The 16,110-nt window shown below is 71.9% G+C and carries 12 protein-coding genes and 1 pseudogene; 6 read left to right on the forward strand and 7 right to left on the reverse strand.

Annotated elements, in window-relative coordinates; all coding sequences use genetic code 11:
* Window positions 1-2,314, reverse strand: a 2,314-nt coding sequence (locus AB0I21_RS55875; protein ID WP_360573982.1) for an AAA family ATPase, incomplete at its 3' end; no start/stop codon positions are given.
* 209 nt (window positions 2,315-2,523) lie between these two features.
* Between AB0I21_RS55875 and AB0I21_RS55880 the strand changes: the two genes are divergently transcribed.
* Window positions 2,524-3,792 (forward strand): discoidin domain-containing protein, encoded by a 1,269-nt coding sequence (locus AB0I21_RS55880; protein WP_360573985.1) that lies wholly within the window; start codon window positions 2,524-2,526, stop codon window positions 3,790-3,792.
* Between the two features lie 26 nt (window positions 3,793-3,818).
* On the opposite strand, the gene AB0I21_RS55885 is transcribed toward AB0I21_RS55880, so the two are convergent.
* Window positions 3,819-6,431 carry a LuxR C-terminal-related transcriptional regulator gene (locus AB0I21_RS55885; RefSeq protein WP_360573986.1) on the reverse strand — a complete coding sequence of 871 codons (2,613 nt, stop codon included), beginning with the start codon at window positions 6,429-6,431 and terminating at the stop codon, window positions 3,819-3,821.
* Between the two features lie 133 nt (window positions 6,432-6,564).
* Between AB0I21_RS55885 and AB0I21_RS55890 the strand changes: the two genes are divergently transcribed.
* Entirely contained in the window at window positions 6,565-6,888 is a 324-nt protein-coding gene (locus AB0I21_RS55890) for a hypothetical protein (protein ID WP_360573988.1), read from the forward strand.
* A 161-nt stretch (window positions 6,889-7,049) separates the two neighbouring features.
* On the opposite strand, the gene AB0I21_RS55895 is transcribed toward AB0I21_RS55890, so the two are convergent.
* Together AB0I21_RS55895 and AB0I21_RS55900 are read right to left on the reverse strand one after the other, a co-directional pair.
* Complete coding sequence (locus AB0I21_RS55895) at window positions 7,050-7,550, reverse strand: MarR family transcriptional regulator (protein ID WP_360573990.1); 501 nt, start codon at window positions 7,548-7,550, stop codon at window positions 7,050-7,052.
* 37 nt (window positions 7,551-7,587) lie between these two features.
* Window positions 7,588-8,337 (reverse strand): SDR family oxidoreductase, encoded by a 750-nt coding sequence (locus tag AB0I21_RS55900; RefSeq protein WP_360573992.1) that lies wholly within the window; start codon window positions 8,335-8,337, stop codon window positions 7,588-7,590.
* A 219-nt stretch (window positions 8,338-8,556) separates the two neighbouring features.
* Here AB0I21_RS55900 and AB0I21_RS55905 point away from each other — a divergent pair.
* Together AB0I21_RS55905 and AB0I21_RS55910 are read left to right on the forward strand one after the other, a co-directional pair.
* Window positions 8,557-9,279, forward strand: a pseudogene (locus tag AB0I21_RS55905) (PLP-dependent transferase); the annotation flags it as partial.
* Between the two features lie 16 nt (window positions 9,280-9,295).
* Window positions 9,296-9,772, forward strand: coding sequence for a fumarylacetoacetate hydrolase family protein (locus AB0I21_RS55910; protein WP_360573993.1), 477 nt, complete (start codon window positions 9,296-9,298; stop codon window positions 9,770-9,772).
* A 6-nt stretch (window positions 9,773-9,778) separates the two neighbouring features.
* Here AB0I21_RS55910 and AB0I21_RS55915 read toward each other — a convergent pair whose 3' ends face one another.
* Together AB0I21_RS55915 and AB0I21_RS55920 are read right to left on the reverse strand one after the other, a co-directional pair.
* The gene (locus AB0I21_RS55915) at window positions 9,779-10,627 is read right to left on the reverse strand and encodes an SDR family oxidoreductase (protein ID WP_360573995.1); all 849 of its coding nucleotides are present in this window, start codon (window positions 10,625-10,627) and stop codon (window positions 9,779-9,781) included.
* A gap of 301 nt (window positions 10,628-10,928) precedes the next feature.
* A complete protein-coding gene (locus AB0I21_RS55920) occupies window positions 10,929-11,342 on the reverse strand; it encodes a metalloregulator ArsR/SmtB family transcription factor (protein WP_360573997.1) in 414 nt (137 codons plus the stop codon).
* A gap of 156 nt (window positions 11,343-11,498) precedes the next feature.
* On the opposite strand from AB0I21_RS55920, the gene AB0I21_RS55925 reads away from it, so the two are divergent.
* The gene (locus tag AB0I21_RS55925; protein WP_360573999.1) at window positions 11,499-12,743 is read left to right on the forward strand and encodes an IS256 family transposase; all 1,245 of its coding nucleotides are present in this window, start codon (window positions 11,499-11,501) and stop codon (window positions 12,741-12,743) included.
* On the opposite strand, the gene AB0I21_RS55930 is transcribed toward AB0I21_RS55925, so the two are convergent.
* Complete coding sequence (locus AB0I21_RS55930; protein WP_360574001.1) at window positions 12,635-13,837, reverse strand: IS110 family transposase; 1,203 nt, start codon at window positions 13,835-13,837, stop codon at window positions 12,635-12,637. The genes AB0I21_RS55925 and AB0I21_RS55930 overlap by 109 nt on opposite strands.
* A gap of 749 nt (window positions 13,838-14,586) precedes the next feature.
* Here AB0I21_RS55930 and AB0I21_RS55935 point away from each other — a divergent pair.
* Window positions 14,587-16,110 (forward strand): ABC transporter permease subunit (locus tag AB0I21_RS55935; protein WP_360574003.1); only part of this gene is annotated, 1,524 nt, incomplete at its 3' end.

Here is a 16,110-nt window from a genome sequence, read left to right on the forward strand (position 1 = left end):
CCCGGTTCGCCGCCGCCGGCGCGGCCGGGCCGTGGGCGGCCGCGGCGGCGGCCTCGAGGGCGAAGCCGTGATACCCGAGCGCGTCGAACCGGTCGGCCACCCGCAGCAGCGGCGCCGCCCGGCCGCGCAGCAACGCCTCGGCGTGCTCGGCGAACAGGTCGAACAGCGGACTGTCGCAGCGGGCGGCGGCGTCCCGCAGCCGCCGGACGGCCGCCGCCGACCGGGCGGGTGCCAGCCGGACGTGCAGGTACGCGCACTCGACGCCGGTCGTGAGCCGGCCCGCGGCGAGGTACCGCTCGGCCAGCCGATCGGCGCGGTCGGCGGCGTGGGCATGCCGGCCGCCGTAGGCGAGGACGAGCACCCGGTCCAGCTCGACCCGGTCGCACAGCGTGCTGCCCGGGGCCACCCGGTCGTCGATCGCGGCGAGGATCCGCCCGGCCCGGTCCGCCTCGCCGAGCGCGGCCAGGCACACCGCGTACTGCCCGGCGATGAACACCCGCACCGGGAACGGCGTCCGCTCGTCCGCCAGCGCGTACGCCTCGCGCAGCGCCGGCAGTGCCCGCGCCGGCCGGCCAGACCACCACTCGGCGACGCCGACGGCGTGCGCGGCCACCGCGGCCTCCTCGACGCAGGAGCGCCGCAGCGCCCCCGCGTAGTGCCGCCGGGCCAGCGCGAGCCCCTCGCCGAGCCGGCCGGTCAGGACCAGCGCATACGCCTGGCAGGCCCGGGTCGACATGCGGACCGCCGTCCAGACCGCCGGCGCCGGTTCCGGGTCGCGCTCGGCACACACCTGTCCCGGTCGCCCGCGGAAGGTCAACAGGTAGGTCCGCAGCGCCTCGGCGACGTCCCGGATCAGCGGCCCGCCGCCGCGCGCGTCGACCGGCGCCCCGGCGCCGCCGGTGAAGAGCGCGACGGCCTGTGCGGCGATCGTGAGCTCCACCGAGCCGTCGGGGCGTGGCACATGCTGCCGGGCCCGCTCGACCTCGGCCGCCGCCTCGTCGGTGCGCGACAGTCCCCAGAAGAGGTTCAGCACGCGGGTGGCCGCGGCGCGCGGATCGTCGGGCCGGTCGAGGCACAGCCGGCACAGGATCCGCTCGGCCTCACCGGCCCGGCCCAGCGCCACCAGCGCCTCGGCGTGCAGCAGGGCGCCGTCGCGGCCGGGCACGTGCCTGGCCAGCCGGGCAGCGAGCCCCGGACGCCCGGTGTCGAGCGCGGCCCCTGCCGCGGCCAGCAGTGTGGCCGGCGGGACGGGCTCGGCCGCCTCCAGCCGCCACCACGCCTGCAGCGGTCCTTTCGGCCGGTCGCCGTCCGCCGGGTCGGCGGCCCGCACGAGGTCGCGGAAGAGCCGGCGGCGGCGCAGCGACCCGACGGACGGCAGGACGCCCTCCACCTGCAGCGGGTGCGCCGGGCGCAGCACCGTGCCCGCGGCGCCCGTCGTCCGCACGACCCGCCCGGCGCTGACGAGCGCGTCGAGCGCGGGACCGGCGACCACCGCGCGCAGGACCGCCTCGGGCAGCGGCCCCGCCACCGCCAGGTACTCCAGCACCTCGGAGACACCGTCCGGCAACGGCTCCGCGTCCACCGCAGCCAGGTCGCGCCAGCGGCGGGGATCGCCGACCGCACCGCGCCAGGACCACACGTCCCGGACGGCGACGAGCCGGCCGCAGGTGAGCCCGACACCGACCAGCCGGTGCAGCACGAGCGGGTTGCCCCGCGCCGCCCGCCACAGGCCGCGGACCGTCATCCCGTCGACCGGACCGCCCAGCGCGGCGGTGAGCAGGGCCGCCGTGGCCCGCAACGGCAGCGGCCGCAGCGGCAGCTCCACGACCGGTCGCCGCTGCCACCAGGGCGGGCCGGCACCGGCGTCGGGGCGCGCCGTGAGCAGCAGGCCCGCGCCGGTCCGCTCCGCCAATTCGTGCACGAGCGCGGCGTCCGCCGGGGTCAGGCGGTCCGCGTCGTCGACGCCGAGCACCGTCGGGCGCCCCCTGGCGAGCGCACGCAGCGCCCGCGCCGCGGCGGCGACCGACGGTGCCTCAGCCAGGGAGGAGCCGGCGCCCGCGTCCGTGAGCAGTGCCGCAACGGCCGGCGAAGCGACCGGGGAGGCGGTGGCGGCGGTACGGGCGACCAGCGCGCCGCCCGTGCCGCAGCGGTCGAGGACCATCCGGGCCAGTCGCGACTTGCCCAGCCCGGCCTCGCCGGTGACCACCACGGCGGAGGACCGCCGCAGCAGTTCGACGGCGCGCCGGGCGATGTCCGCGCGGCCCACGAGCGGCCAGCGCTCCACGGCCGCGGACACCCCGGGCCCCGTGGTCACCGGAGTCTCCCCGGCAGTGCGGCACGGCGATTGAGTACGGATCGCTCATGACCGGCGCCCGCCGCCGGGACGACGGTGAAGGCACGGTGCGCAGGTGTCGCGTCGTGTAGCCCACCGGAACGGAGGCCGTACCCATGCCCACAACCGCACCCCGATCCAGACCCGGACCCGACCGCGCACCCGCACCGGGGCGCCGGGCGCTGCTCGGGATGACCGTCCTGGCGCTGGCCGCCACGACCGTGCTCACCGCGGCGGCGGCCGGGCCCGCGGCAGCCGCGGCCGCGACCCCGATCGGCAACGACGTCGACGGCGTCGCCATGATGTACCCGACGAAGGCCGGCGGGCAGGAGTGGCGGCTCGACGGCAACCCGGCCGCCGACGATCGGCTCGACGGGCCGGCGCTCAAGCGCAACCCGGACGGCACCTTCAAGGTGACCCAGGCGGACACCAGACTGGGCGTGTTGAGCGCCACCTACGACCACGACGACGAGGACGACCTGGTGTGGTCGCAGCCGACGCTGCGCACGGTGGGGTACCAGCACGACGCGTCCGACTGGCGCGACGTGGAGCTCACCGGCTACGTCCGGCTCAACAAGACCTCCGACACCGACGAGGAGTTCACCTGGTACGCCCGCGGCGCCCGGCACACCGGAACCGGCGACACCCCGCAGACCTGCTGGGGTACGGCGTACAAGGCGAACCTGCGCTACCGCGACGGCGCCACGCGGTGGCAGAAGGAGCTGTTCCACGACGGCGGTGACGGCTACGCCAGCGGCTCCTGGCAGCATTCCGGAGCATCGGTGCAGGGCAAGCTCGTCGGCTTCAAGGCCGTCATGTTCAACACCCCCGCCGGGGTGCGGATGGAGACGTACCTGGACCGTTCCAACACCAACACCTGGACCGCGGTCGCGTCCTACGACGACCAGGGCGGCTGGGCGATCGACGAGGACAACCGCTGCGGTGGCACCCGCGACGAGGTGGTGCGCTGGGGCGGGCCGATCGCGACGCTCCGGTGGGATCTCGCCTCCGACGTCGACGTGACCCGCCTCAGCGTCCGGGAGATCGACCCTCGGGCCACGTGCAACCGTGCGCAGCCGGTGGCCGGGGTGTCGGCCAACACCTACGAGGCCGTCAACCCACCGCAGAACGCCGTCGACGGCAACCTGACCACCCGCTGGTCCGGCTACGGCTTCGGCGCCTACCTCACCGTCGACCTCGGCACCCGACGCACCATCTGCGGCGCCGGCGTCGCGTGGCACCGCGGGAACCTGCGCTGGAACGACTACACCATCTACACATCGGTCGACAACGTGACCTACGTGAAGGCCTGGGAAGGCCGCAGCAGCGGCACCACGCTCCAACCGGAAGTCACCGGGTTCCCCGCCCGCCAGGCCCGCTACGTGAAGTACGCCTGGTGGAACAACGCCGAAGGCAACGGCTGGGCCAGCATCACCGAAGTCACCGCACTCAGCGCGTAAGGACCGTGCCCCGTCCCGGCCGGTGGTCATCCGATGGCCGTCCGGGACGCGGGCGCGGCCAGCACCCGGGCGAGGCTGTCACGGCTGGTCACGCCGAGCTTGCGGTACACGCGGTAGAGGTGGTTGCCGACGGTCCGCACCGACAGCCGCAGCTGCTGGGCGATGGCCTCGTTGGGCATGCCGGTGGCGGCCAGGTCGGCGATCTGGCGTTCCCGGCCCGTCAGCGCGGCCGGCCGGGCGACACCCTCCGCCCACGGCGGCACGAACCCCTCGCACCGCTCCCCCAGCGTCGCCAGCAACGGCCGGAACCTGCTGTCGCGCACCGTCCCCTCCAGCCGGACGCCGGATGCCGCGGCCTCCAGCGCGACCGCCGCGTAGCCCAGCCCGGCCAGGCCTTCGCAGGCGGCGGCGAGCCGGTCCGCGTCGCGGTGCACCAGCGCCTCGACGTGGTCGGCGAAGAGCACGAACAGCGGGCTGTCGGCGCGGTCCGCAGCCAGTCGCAACGCCGCGGCCACCGAGGCACACGGCCGTAACCGACCGGCCAGGTACAGGCTGTCGGCGGCGCTGGTGAGCCGGTGCAGGGCGAGGTACCGCTCGCCGAGCGCCGCGGCGAGCCGGGCACCGCCGATGGCGTCACCGGCGTAGGCCCGGCACCGCGCCTCCGCCATGTCGAGGTGCCCGGTGAGCACCGAACCGGACGGTAATCGCGCGCGCATGTACCGCACCGCCGAGGTCGCCGCCGCGCCGCGGCCGAGCGTGGCCTGGCAGGCGGCGTACTCGCTGAACACGTACGTCTGGATGGGGAACGGGGTGTGCTCGTCGACGAGGGCCCGGGCCTCCCGCAGGTACGGCAGCGCACGCGCCGGCCGTCCGGCCCACACCTCGCAGACCCCCAGCTCCAGCGACAGCATCGCCACCTCCGACGCGGCGCCGCGGGTCAGCGCCGCCCGGTGGTACTCGCGCCCGGTGGACAGTGCGGCGGACAGCTCGCCGGCCATGGCGAGCGCGTGGACGTGACAGGCGGCGGCCGCGCCGCGCATCGACGCCCACGCTCGGGGCGCCGCCAGGTCGCCGTCCCGGAACCCGGCGACGACCCGGGCCGGGGCGCCGGCGAAGACCGCGGCGTACGCGCGGATCGCCGACGCAGCGCCGCCGACGACGCTGCCGGTGACGCCGTCGAGCAGGGTCCCGTCGCCGTGGCCGGCACCGAACACGGACAGCGCCAGGGCGGCCACGCCGAGCCGCGGGTCGTCGCGCTGCTCCGCGGGCAGGGTCCGGCGGGCCCGGTCGACGACCGCCGCGGCCAGCTCCGGCCGGCGCAGGCCCCAGAACAGGTTGAGGGCGCGCAGCGCCGCCAGGCCGGCGCGGTCGGCCGCCGGCAGGTGCTCGTGCTCCGCGTCGAGCAGGGCCTCGGCCGCGACCGCCTTGTCCTGCGCGACGAGCGCACCGGCCAGCACCTCCACCCCGGCCGCGCCGGCGCTGCGCGCGAGGGACTCGGCCCGGACCGCGTCGCCGCGGTCCAGGGCGTCACGGGCGGCGCGCAGGATGTGCGGCACGGGCACCCGCTCCTTGGCCGCCAGGCGCCACAGCACGGACCGCAGGTGCGCGCCGGGGCCGGGCATGCCGGCTGCGTCGACCGCCTCGGCCAGCCGCCGGTAGACCTCCCGGCGCTCCCGGGCCGTGGCGGTGGCCCGCATCAGCTCGCCGTACAGCGGGTGGCCGCAGCGCACCAGCAGCCCGTGGGCGGAGCGGTCGACCCGGATCAGCTGCCGCCGCTCCAGCGCTTCCAGGACCGGCAGCGGTGCCAGCGTCTCCAGCGCGTCTGCGCACATCGGCTCGCCGTGCGCCACGTACCGCAGCGCGGCGCGCTCCTGCGTGTCGAGGCGGCGCAGGACGTCGGCGACGAGGTCGCGCAGGCCCTGGTGGGAGCAGATCGTGCCGTGCCAGCGCCACAGCCCGTCGACCGGGCGCAGCTGCCCCGCGGCGAGCCCGGCGTCGACGAGATGGCGCAGGAACAGCGGGTTTCCGCCGGTGATGCCGGCGAGGCGGCCGAGGGTGAGCCGGTCGACCGGGCCGCCGAGCGCGGCGCGGATCAGCGCGTCGACGGCCGCCGGTCGCAGCGGGCCGATCGAGACCCGCTGCAGCGTCGGCCGGGCCCGCAGCGCACGCAGCGCCGGGGCGTCCATCGCCTCGGGCCGGGCCGTCACGAGCAGCTTGGCAGGCACGGCGCCGGCCAGGTGCTGCACGAGCGCGGTCGACGCGGCGTCGAAGTGCTGGGCGTCGTCGATGTGCAGCAGCACCGGCCGGTCCGCGGCCCGCTGCCGCAGCGCCCGGGTGGCCGCGGCGAACGCGCGGGCCAGCCCGTCGCCGCCCGCGGCGGGCAGCAGCGGGGCGGCGGCGGCGAGCGGCAACCCGTCGGCCGCCTCCCAGCCGGACAGGGTCGACACCAGCATGCCGCCGTCCGTACACCGCTGCGCAACCTCCTGCGCCAGCCGGGACTTGCCGACGCCGGCCTCGCCGATGAGCAGGACGCCCGCCTCGTCGGTGGCGCCGAGCAGCGCGGACAGGTGCTGCACCTCGGTCGATCGGCCCACGAGCGGCCAGTGCACCGCCGTGGTGGCAAGCGTCGTCGCAGTCACGGTGGCTCCCACGCGTGTCGGCGGCGACGCGCGGTGTGCGACACCGTCGGTGCGGTGCCAGAATGTCGCCGCGCCATCATGCTCGCCGCCGGAACCCACCCGCGCAAGCGCAGGGACGGATTCGCTCTGAGCAATGGATACTCATGCGCGGCGCTCGATGCCGTGCCTACGGTCCGCTCATGAGGCCCACCACGCGGCGGCGCCCGGCGCGCCATTCCCCGCACTGCTGCCGGCCGCCACCAGCCTCCTACTGCCCCTCGGCCCCGCCGGCCTCGCCGCACCGCCGGCGTTCACCCCGGTCCCGGCCCAGGTCAGCGCCGTCGCCGAGGACGCCGCGCAGATCGCCGGGCTCCGGGCGAGCGCCGCCGAGGACATCAACCCGGCCGCGCAGACCGTCGACGGCGATCTCAGCACCCGCTGGTCCGGCCCGCTGCCGGTTGAGCAGGCTCGGAGCTGAACCTGACCGGTGAGGGCGGGTTGCTGCAGCTGCCCCGGTCCCCCGACCATCCATGCGGTCGGCCGCAGCATCGTCCAGGGCAGACCCGATCCGATGATGTCCTCCGTGAGCATCCTCGTGAACCCGACCGGCTGACCGTAGGACCTCAACACCGCTCGAGGTCAAGATCGAATCTCTGGTCGCGGGAGCGTCCCCCGGGCCAGGACGTTGTCGTAGATGTGTTCGAGCGCCTCACTGAACGGGGCGAGCAGGTGCGCCGGCAGGCCGTCGAAGAACAGGTCGTGGACCAGGTCGACGTGGCCCGGCGCGGCCGCCTCGAGGGCGTGCCGCCCGGCGGTGGTGAGCGACACCTCGGTCACCCGCCGGTCGGCGAGCGCGGGGTCGAGGCTGACCAGGCCCCGCGCGGCCATCCGCCTGGCATGGTGCGACAGCCGGCTGCGCTCCCAGCCGAGCTGCGTCGCCAGCGTACTGACGGCCAGGCAGGACGCCGGCGCGACGCTCAACGCGGTGAGCACGTCGTAGTCGGACAGCGAAAGCTCGTGGTCCGCCTGCAGCTGGCGGTTGATCTCGTACGAGAGCCGTAGCTGCAGGCGGATGTACGCGAGCCAGGCACGCTGCTGGTCGTGGTCGAGCCAGCCCCGGGCCGGACGTCTGGCGGTCATACCACCATCGTGCCACTTACGTGAACTGTCACGGATGTCAGATCTGCTCCGCGCCGCCGTCGACGAAGAGCTCCGCGCCGGTCATGAAGCTGCTGTCGTCGGATGCCAGGAACGCCGCGGCGGCCGCGATCTCCTCCGGCGCGCCCAGGCGGCCGAGCGGTACCTCAGCGGCCAGCGACGCAAACAGTGGCTCGACGCCTGCGGGGTCGCCGGCCAGCCCGGCGAGCCCCGGTGTCCGCACCGGACCCGGGACCAGCGTGTTGACCCGGATGTTCCGGCCGGCGAGCTCGGCGGCCCAGGTGCGTCCGAACGACCGGATCGCCGCCTTCGTCGCCGCGTAGAGCCCGAACGCCGCCGTGCCGTTGGAGGCGGCGGTGGAACCGGTCAGGATGATCGACGAACCCGGCTTGAGCAACGGCAACGCCTTCTGCACGGTGAAAAGCGTGCCGCCGACGTTGCGGTCGAACGTCGCGCGGTAGTCCTCGGCGGTGATCGCCTCCAGCGGGGCGAAGGAGCCGCCCCCGGCATTGGCCATGAGCACGTCGAGGCCGGCGCCGCGCTGTTCGACGGCCGCGAAGAGCCGGTCCAGATCCTGCGGGTCGCCGACGTCGCCGGCAATGCCGGTGGCGGACGAGCCGATCAGGGCGACCGCTTCGTCGACGGCCTCCTTCCTGCGTCCGGTCACGAAGACGTGCGCGCCCTCATCGGCGAAGCGCCGCGCGGCCGCCAGCCCGATCCCCGAGGTGCCGCCCGTCACCAGTGCCGTCTTGCCCTGCAGTCGGTTCATGTCTCTGCTCCTTCACCCGTGAACGACTTACCGCCCTCGACAACTCACGTGACATGTCACGTATTCCGGTCGTGAGCGTCGCCACATGCCCCAGGGGCCGCACACGGCCGAGCCCGACGCGCCTTTCTACCCGCCGGCACGGGGAGTACACCCGCCCAGCGGCAGGACCACGGCTCCCCCGGCCGGCAGGAGGACGGGTCGGGCTGGACCGCTGCCGTCATCGCCGCACTCGAGGGCGGCGAGACCGCGCTGCTGTACGCCTCGGGCATGGCCGCGATCACCGCGACGATCGTCGCCTTCGGCGCCGGCTCGCGGGTCGTCGCCCAGCGCGAACTGTACGGGGGAACCGTCGGCTTCCTGGAGAGGATCGCTCCGCGACTCGGCATCGACGTCGACTTCGTCCACCACGCCGACCTGGCGGGATTCGACCAGGCACTGCGCACCCCGGCGGCACTGGTACTGCTCGAGACGCCGACGAACCCGCTGCTGCGGATCACCGACGTCGCGGCGGTCTCGGCACTGGCCCAACGCGCCGGGGCGATTGTGGCCGTCGACGCCACGCTCGCCTCGCCGATCAACCAGCAGCTGCTCGGCCTCGGCGCGGACATCGTCCTGCACAGCGCCACCAAGTACCTCGGCGGCCACGGCGACCTCACCGCCGGCGTCTCGGTCACCTCGAACACGCTCGCCGAACGGCTCTGGAGCGACGCATACCTGTTCGGTGCAACGCTGTCCGCTCATGACGCGTGGATGCTGCAGCGCGGGCTGCGTACTCTGCCGGTGCGGATCCGGCAGCACAACCGGTCGGCTGCCGCAGTCGCGGCCTACCTGACCGAGCATCCCGCGGTGGTCCGGGTGCACCACCCCAGCCTTGCTGCCCACCCGCAAGCGGAGCTGATCGCCCGTCAGATGTCCGGCCCCGGCGGTGTGCTCAGCTTCGCACGCAAACGAAGCACGGATGACCCTGCCCGACGAGCCCCTGCTGTTCCTGAAGCCGGCCTCGGCCATCAGCGGCCCGAACGAACCGCTGCTCCTGCCACCGCTGAGCACGACCACCGACTACGAGATCGAACTGGGCGTCGTCATCGGCCGCACGGCATATGGAGTCAGCACGTCCGAGGCGATGGACCACATCGCCGGATATTGCATCGTCAACGACATCACCGAACGCACCTGGCAGCTGCACCGCGGCGGCACCTGGGACAAAGGCAAGGCACACGACACCTTCGCACCCATCGGGCCCTGGCTCGTCACGACCGACGAGATCCCCGACCCGCACCGCCTCGCCATGCACCTCTGCATCGACAACGAGACCCGGCCAGACCATGACCACCACCATCGAAGGACTCGGCACCCAACACACCCCCATCACCGCCGCCGTCCGGCCCATGCGGCGCCGCCCAGGCGCGCCGGAGCACGCCGCTTGGCACCCTGATGGGATTCAGACGGAAACAGGGGTTTCGGGCTCCATGTCGAACGAAGCCTGAAGGTTTGCCGGGCGCGTGCCGAGTCCGTCGCGGACCTGTCGCTGCCATGGCGCCTCGATGAGACTCTTGGTCTCCTCGATCATCGATGCCGGCTCCAGGTTCCGGTAGCTGTCCACCTCACCTGCGGCGACAGCAGTCAATGTATTGTAGACGGGTTCGGGATCGAACTGCGCCCGTGGGAAGGCGAGCCTCGAGTAGTCGAACAGCCGCTCGGAGGCTTCGTCCTCCCAGCCCTTCCACGTCTGGAACATGCGGTCGTTGAACCCGGTGAGAAACGGGCCTGGATTAACGGTGGCAACCTCGATGCCGAACTCGCGCAGCTCGTCCGCCATGCTTTCGGCGATCGCCTCGATCGCGTGCTTCGACGCCGAGTAGAGGCCGGTGAAGGGGTTGACGTTCAACCCTTCCCGGGACGACACCCAGACGATACGCCCCTCGCCGCGCTTGACCATCTGCTTCGCGATGCCCTGCGTCAGCAGAAGGGGACCGAAAAGGTTCACCTCGAATTGATGGCGAATGTTCCCGGCGGGAATGTCGACAGTCGAACCACCCTCCCCGACACCCGCGTTGTTCACCAGGATCTCGACGTCCCACGAAAGGGCCTTCCTCCGGTCGCCTTCGTCGGTGACGTCGAGCTTCTCGACCTGCAACTGCACCCCTCGCTGAGCGGCCTGCCACTTGAGGGTCTGCACCTGGGCCCAAATCTCCACGGCGGCGATGACGTCGAATCCCTTTCCAGCCAGGCGCATGGCCACCTCATGACCGAAACCAGTCCCGGCCCCGGTGACAAGAACCTTCTTCATAGCGGCAGCGTCCTTTCTGTAGCAGCAGGGCCGGCGACTCGGCACCTGGCCGGAATGCAGACGGAACGGTCCCCGGCTTGCGTTTCATCAGGTCCGCGCTCTCCCGCGCAGTCAGGGGGCACAGGGCGGGAGCCACGCAGCAGCTTCGCTGAAGTCGGGCCGACTGCCGCCACGGGAAGCGCGGCAGCCGCACCGGCCACATGACGAGTTCGGCACTACCCCGGCAAGGTCGCGGTACACCCCTGGCGCGCCGGCGCACACCCAGCTGGCGCGGAGCGACGGGCCGCCGCGTCGGCATCTGTCACGTCTCAGCCGTGCGCGCCCGGCTACCGGCTGGGCGGGACCGCGACGCTGCGGCGTTGCGCGTGGCCGCTGTGGCGGCGGCCGTTGGCGCCGGCGCGCCCGGTCGTGGCAGGTCGAGCTCGCCGGACACGTGCCCACCCACCACGACGAGCTGGTTCAGCAGGTCAACCAGGTGTGGTGTGGCGGCACGGTAGAAGATGCGGGTGCCGTCGCGACGGGAGGCGACCAGGCCCGCGTCCCGCAGTTTCGCCAGGTGCTGGGACACTGCGGCCACGTGGGCGCCCACCAGTTCGGCGAGTTCGCTCACTGAGTGCTCGCGGGTGGACAGCGCCCATACCAGCCGGAGCCGGGTGGGTTCGGCCAGTGCGCGCAGCACGTCCATCATCGGCTCGAACTGCTCTTGCCCCACCACGTAACAAAACCTAGCGGCTGGCCTGATGTCAGCCAACCCGGCGGGTTGCGTCCACGGGAGTGGTGTACGACTCGCCCACTTTGGGCGTGATGTGGTGAATGGGAACGGCCACCGCTAGATCCTTCGGAACGACGAAGAACTGAAGGAGATCAAGCGATGGCCGCACCTGTGAGTGTGGACGGTGCCACGTTCCTGCGTGAGCAACTCGAGTCCGCGTCACCCGATCTGTTGCGTGCGATGGTGAAAACGTTCGCCGATGCGCTCATGTCCGCCGAGGCCGACGCGGTGTGCGGCGCCGGCTACGGCGAACGCAGCGACGAACGCGTCCACTCCCGCAACGGCTACCGGCAGCGGGACTGGGACACCCGCGCCGGCACCGTCGAGCTCGCCATTCCGAAGCTGCGGCAGGGCTCGTACTTTCCGGACTGGCTGCTGCAGCACCGTCGCCGTGCCGAACAGGCCCTGGTCAGTGTGGTCGCGACCGCCTACCTGCTCGGGGTGTCCACGCGGCGGGTGGAGAAGCTCGTCGAGCAGCTGGGCATCGCCACACTGTCGAAGTCGCAGGTCAGCGAGATGGCGGCGCATCTGGACGCGCAGGTCGAGGCGTTCCGCAACCGGCCCCTGGACGCGGCGCATTACACGTTCGTGTGGGTGGACGCCCTCGTGATCAAGGTCCGTGAACACGGCCGGATCGTGAACGTCCACGCCCTGATCGCGGTCGGGGTCAACGCCGACGGCGGCCGCGAAGTCCTCGGCCTGGACGTCTCCTCGGACGAGGACGGCGCCGGCTGGCTGGCGTTCCTGCGGTCCCTGACCGCCCGCGGCCTGTCCGGAGTCCGCCTCGTCGTGTCCGACGCCCACCGCGGCCTGGTCAACGCCATCGGCGCCGCCCTGCCCGGCGCCACCTGGCAGCGCTGCCGCACCCACTACCTGCGCAACCTGCTCACCAAGGTGCCGAAGTCCGCGCAGCCGTGGGTCGCGACCCTGGTCCGCACGATCTTCGACCAGCCCGACGCCGACACCGTCCGAGCCCAGTACGACCGCGCCGTCGCCGCGATCGGCGAACGGTTCCCGACCGCGGCCGAGCACCTGCACGACGCCCGTGAGGAGCTCCTGGCGTTCACCGCGTTCCCGCGGGAGGTCTGGCGCCAGATCTGGAGCAACAACCCCCAAGAGCGGCTCAACAAGGAGATCCGCCGCCGAACCGACGTCGTCGGCATCTTTCCGAACCGGGCCGCGATCATCCGGCTCGTCGGCGCCGTCCTCGCCGAGCAGAATCTCAATGCGTCACGTCAAGTGGTGGCATGCGTCGGTGCTGCCGGACTGAAGGTTCGGTTGTCCCGCAGGAGTGCCCATAGGACGTCGACGAGACGTCTGGCCAGGGCAAGGATGGCCTGCTGATGCATCCGGTTCTCACCACGTTTGCGCTGGTAATAGGCGCTGGAAGCGCCGCCGGCCTTGATGCTGGACAGTGCCGCCATGAAGAACACTCGGCGCAGACCGCGGTGATAGCGCTTGGGACGGTGCAGATTCCCGCTGACGCGGCCGGAATCCTTCGGCACCGGGACCAAGCCCGCCTGCGCGGCCAGCCGTCCGGGGTTGGCGAACAGTGCCCGTGGATCACCGCCGGTCATGGCCACGAGCTCAGCGCCCAGGATCGGGCCCATCCCAGGCAAGCTCTCGATGATCGTCGCCTGCGGATGGGTCCGGAACCGCTCGGCGATCAGCTTGCTGGTGTCTCGGATACTGCGGTCCAACTCCAGCAACTGGCGAGCCAACCGCTTGATGAGCAGAGCAGTCGTCGCCTCTCCGGGCAGCACGATGTCCTGACCTGACGCGGCGCGAACGGCTGTCACGGCCATCGTTGCCGAGTTGCGAGCACCGAGCCGGGCAAGCTGCGCAGCGAGCTGTTCCTCATCGACCGAGCGCAGGGCAGTCGGAGTGCAGTACTCAGAAACCAGCATCAGTGCCGAGCGAGTCGTGAAGTCAAACGCCCGCTCGAGCGCCGGGAACACACTGGTGAGCAGTTCCCGCAGTCGGTTGACGCCACGCACCCACTCCGCAGACAAGTCGCTGCGATGCGCCGTGAGCCGGCTCAGCTCGATCGCCAGGTCGTCCGGCGCGGTCACGACCGTCAGATCGCGATGCCGCATCCGCGCCGTCTCGGCGATGATCCGGGCGTCTTTCGCGTCGGTCTTGCCCTCACCGCGGAACGCTCCAGCCATCCGGTTCACCGTCCGGCCAGGCACAAACACGACCCGCTGCCCGGCATGCAGCAGCAATCCCAGCAGCAGCGCCGCGACCGGGCTCGTCAGATCCACAGCCCAGCGAACTTCTCCATCCACCGCAGCGGCTCGGGCCAGCAACTCCACGATCGCCTGCTGATCATTGTCGACCTTGACCGACCACAACACGTCACCATCACCGTCGATCGCAACCGCGTGATGCTTCGCCTTCCCAGCATCGATGCCAACCCACGCCGCAACCACTGCCACGAGCGCTGCACCACCCTCCAGCAGGCACGATCCGAACGGACAGCCCCGCCGACAGGTCCCTAACCAGCGACGATTCGCAACAGATCTCAATCAGCGGACAGGGCATCCAGAACGACGAGGCGGCCACTCTGCTCAAGCCACCAACGGCACCGACGAATCAGCCACACCCCGCCGCCCCCGGATCTGGGCACCTCACCCAGACGACAAGATCTTAGGGACCGACGAATGGACTGAAGGCCGCCGTTACATGGGCCTGGAAATCCTCGCCAAAGCCAGACTCACCCTGATCACGACCGAGGGAACCAACGCTGAACCCACCGCCGCCGAACTGGCAGCGGCCTAACATTCAACCATCTGGATCAGCGCTGGCCGTTCCTACACCACGCCAGCGGACGCGACCAACCCGGCGCCACCTCCGGCTCCGGTCGTCACGCATATTTGCGCAGAGACGCAAATAGGTGGCACACTGCACGACGGTTCTAGCTGGATCGGTTTGAGGAGGTGACGGGCATGCGAAGTTGTGACCCTCCCTCCAGTTGTCATCCTCGGCCCCGCAGGGCCGCCTGAGCACCGGCGCTCCCGCCGCGGATGCCTTGATCCCACCGTCTCGCGCGCCTCCGTGTCGCTCGTTCGGTCACGTCGCGCGCAGACCGGGCCGTGTCGCCCGATTTCCCGCCCGTGGGCGGTACTCCGTGTTGGTTTCTCCCCGTAGGGGGCTGTTCATGCTGTCCATGAGGCGCGCTCCGCGCGTGGCACCAAGGCCGCCGGCGCGGCTGCCGTGGCTGCGTTCCCAGTTCGGCTGGGTGGACTGGGTCGTCGCGGCCGCAGTCCTGGTGCTGTTCTACCTGGTGTTCCGGATCGCCGAGGGCACGACCGTGTCGTTCACCCCGCAACACCTTGCCATCGACACCAACCCGGCCCGGCTGCCGTATTACGCCGGGCGCAGCCTGCTGCGCATGTTCGTCGCGCTCGGCGTCTCCACCGTCTTCACCTTCGGCTTTGCGTACGCCGCGGCCCGGTCGCGGCGGCTGGAGAAGATCCTCATCCCCGCGCTGGACATCCTGCAGTCAGTACCGGTGCTGGCCTTCCTCACCGTCGCCATCGGCGCGTTGCTCGCCCTGTTCCCGCACTCGTTCATCGGCCTGGAACTCGCCTCCATCTTCGCGATCTTCACCTCGCAGGCGTGGAACATGACGTTCAGCTTCTACCACTCGCTGATCACCCTGCCCCGCGATCTCGACGAGTTGTCCCGCAGTCTGCGCCTCACCCGGTGGATGCGGTTCTGGAAGATCGAGGTCCCCAACGGCGCGATCGGCCTGATCTGGAACAGCATGATGTCCTTCGGTGGCGGCTGGTTCTTCCTGGTCGCCTCCGAGGCGGTCACCGTCGCCAACGCCCAGTACACCCTGCCTGGAGTTGGCGCCTACGCCGGAGCCGCGATCGCCCAGGGGAACCTGGGCCATGTGTTCCTGGCCATCGCGGCCATGGCCGTGATGGTGATCGGCGTCAACTTCTTCTTCTGGCGGCCGATGACCGCCTGGGCGGAGAAGTTCAAGCAGGAGCAGTCCGAGGCCACCGAGGTCCAGCGCTCCGTCGTGCTGGACTTCCTGCGCCGCTCGCACTGGCCCCAGGCCCTCGCCCCGGCCCGGCGCAAACTCGCAGGATGGTCCGCGATGGCCGGCCGCGTGTTCGGCACCGACGACCGGCCGTTGCCGGTCAGCCACGGCCGCCGTCTCGCCGGCGACGTCGTCTTCGCCGCCGCGACGATCGCCCTGATCGGCTGGGGCTTGTACAGCCTGCTGCGGTACCTGCACGGCACCGCCGGGCTCGGCGTGGTCGCCGAACCGCTACTGCTCGGGCTGCTCACCCTCGGCCGGGTGATCGTCCTCGTCGTGCTCACCACCCTCGTCTGGGTGCCCATCGGCGTGCGCATCGGGTCAAGCCCCCGATTGGCCCGCATCGCCCAGCCCATCGTGCAGATCCTCGCCTCGTTCCCAGCCAACTTCCTGTTCCCGCTCGCCACCTGGCTATTTGTCCGCACCGGCCTGTCCATCGACATCGGCGGCATCCTGCTCATGGGCCTCGGCGCACAGTGGTACATCCTGTTCAACACCATCGCCGGAGCCATGGCCATCCCGACCGACCTGCGCGAGGCCATGGACAACCTCGGCGTCCACGGCTGGCGGCGCTGGCGGCGGCTGATCATCCCAGCGATCTTCCCCTACTACGTCACCGGCGGCATCACCGCCTCCGGCGGCGCCTGGAACGCCAGC

The organism is Dactylosporangium sp. NPDC050588 (genome assembly GCF_040654975.1).
Taxonomy (GTDB): domain Bacteria; phylum Actinomycetota; class Actinomycetes; order Mycobacteriales; family Micromonosporaceae; genus Dactylosporangium; species Dactylosporangium maewongense.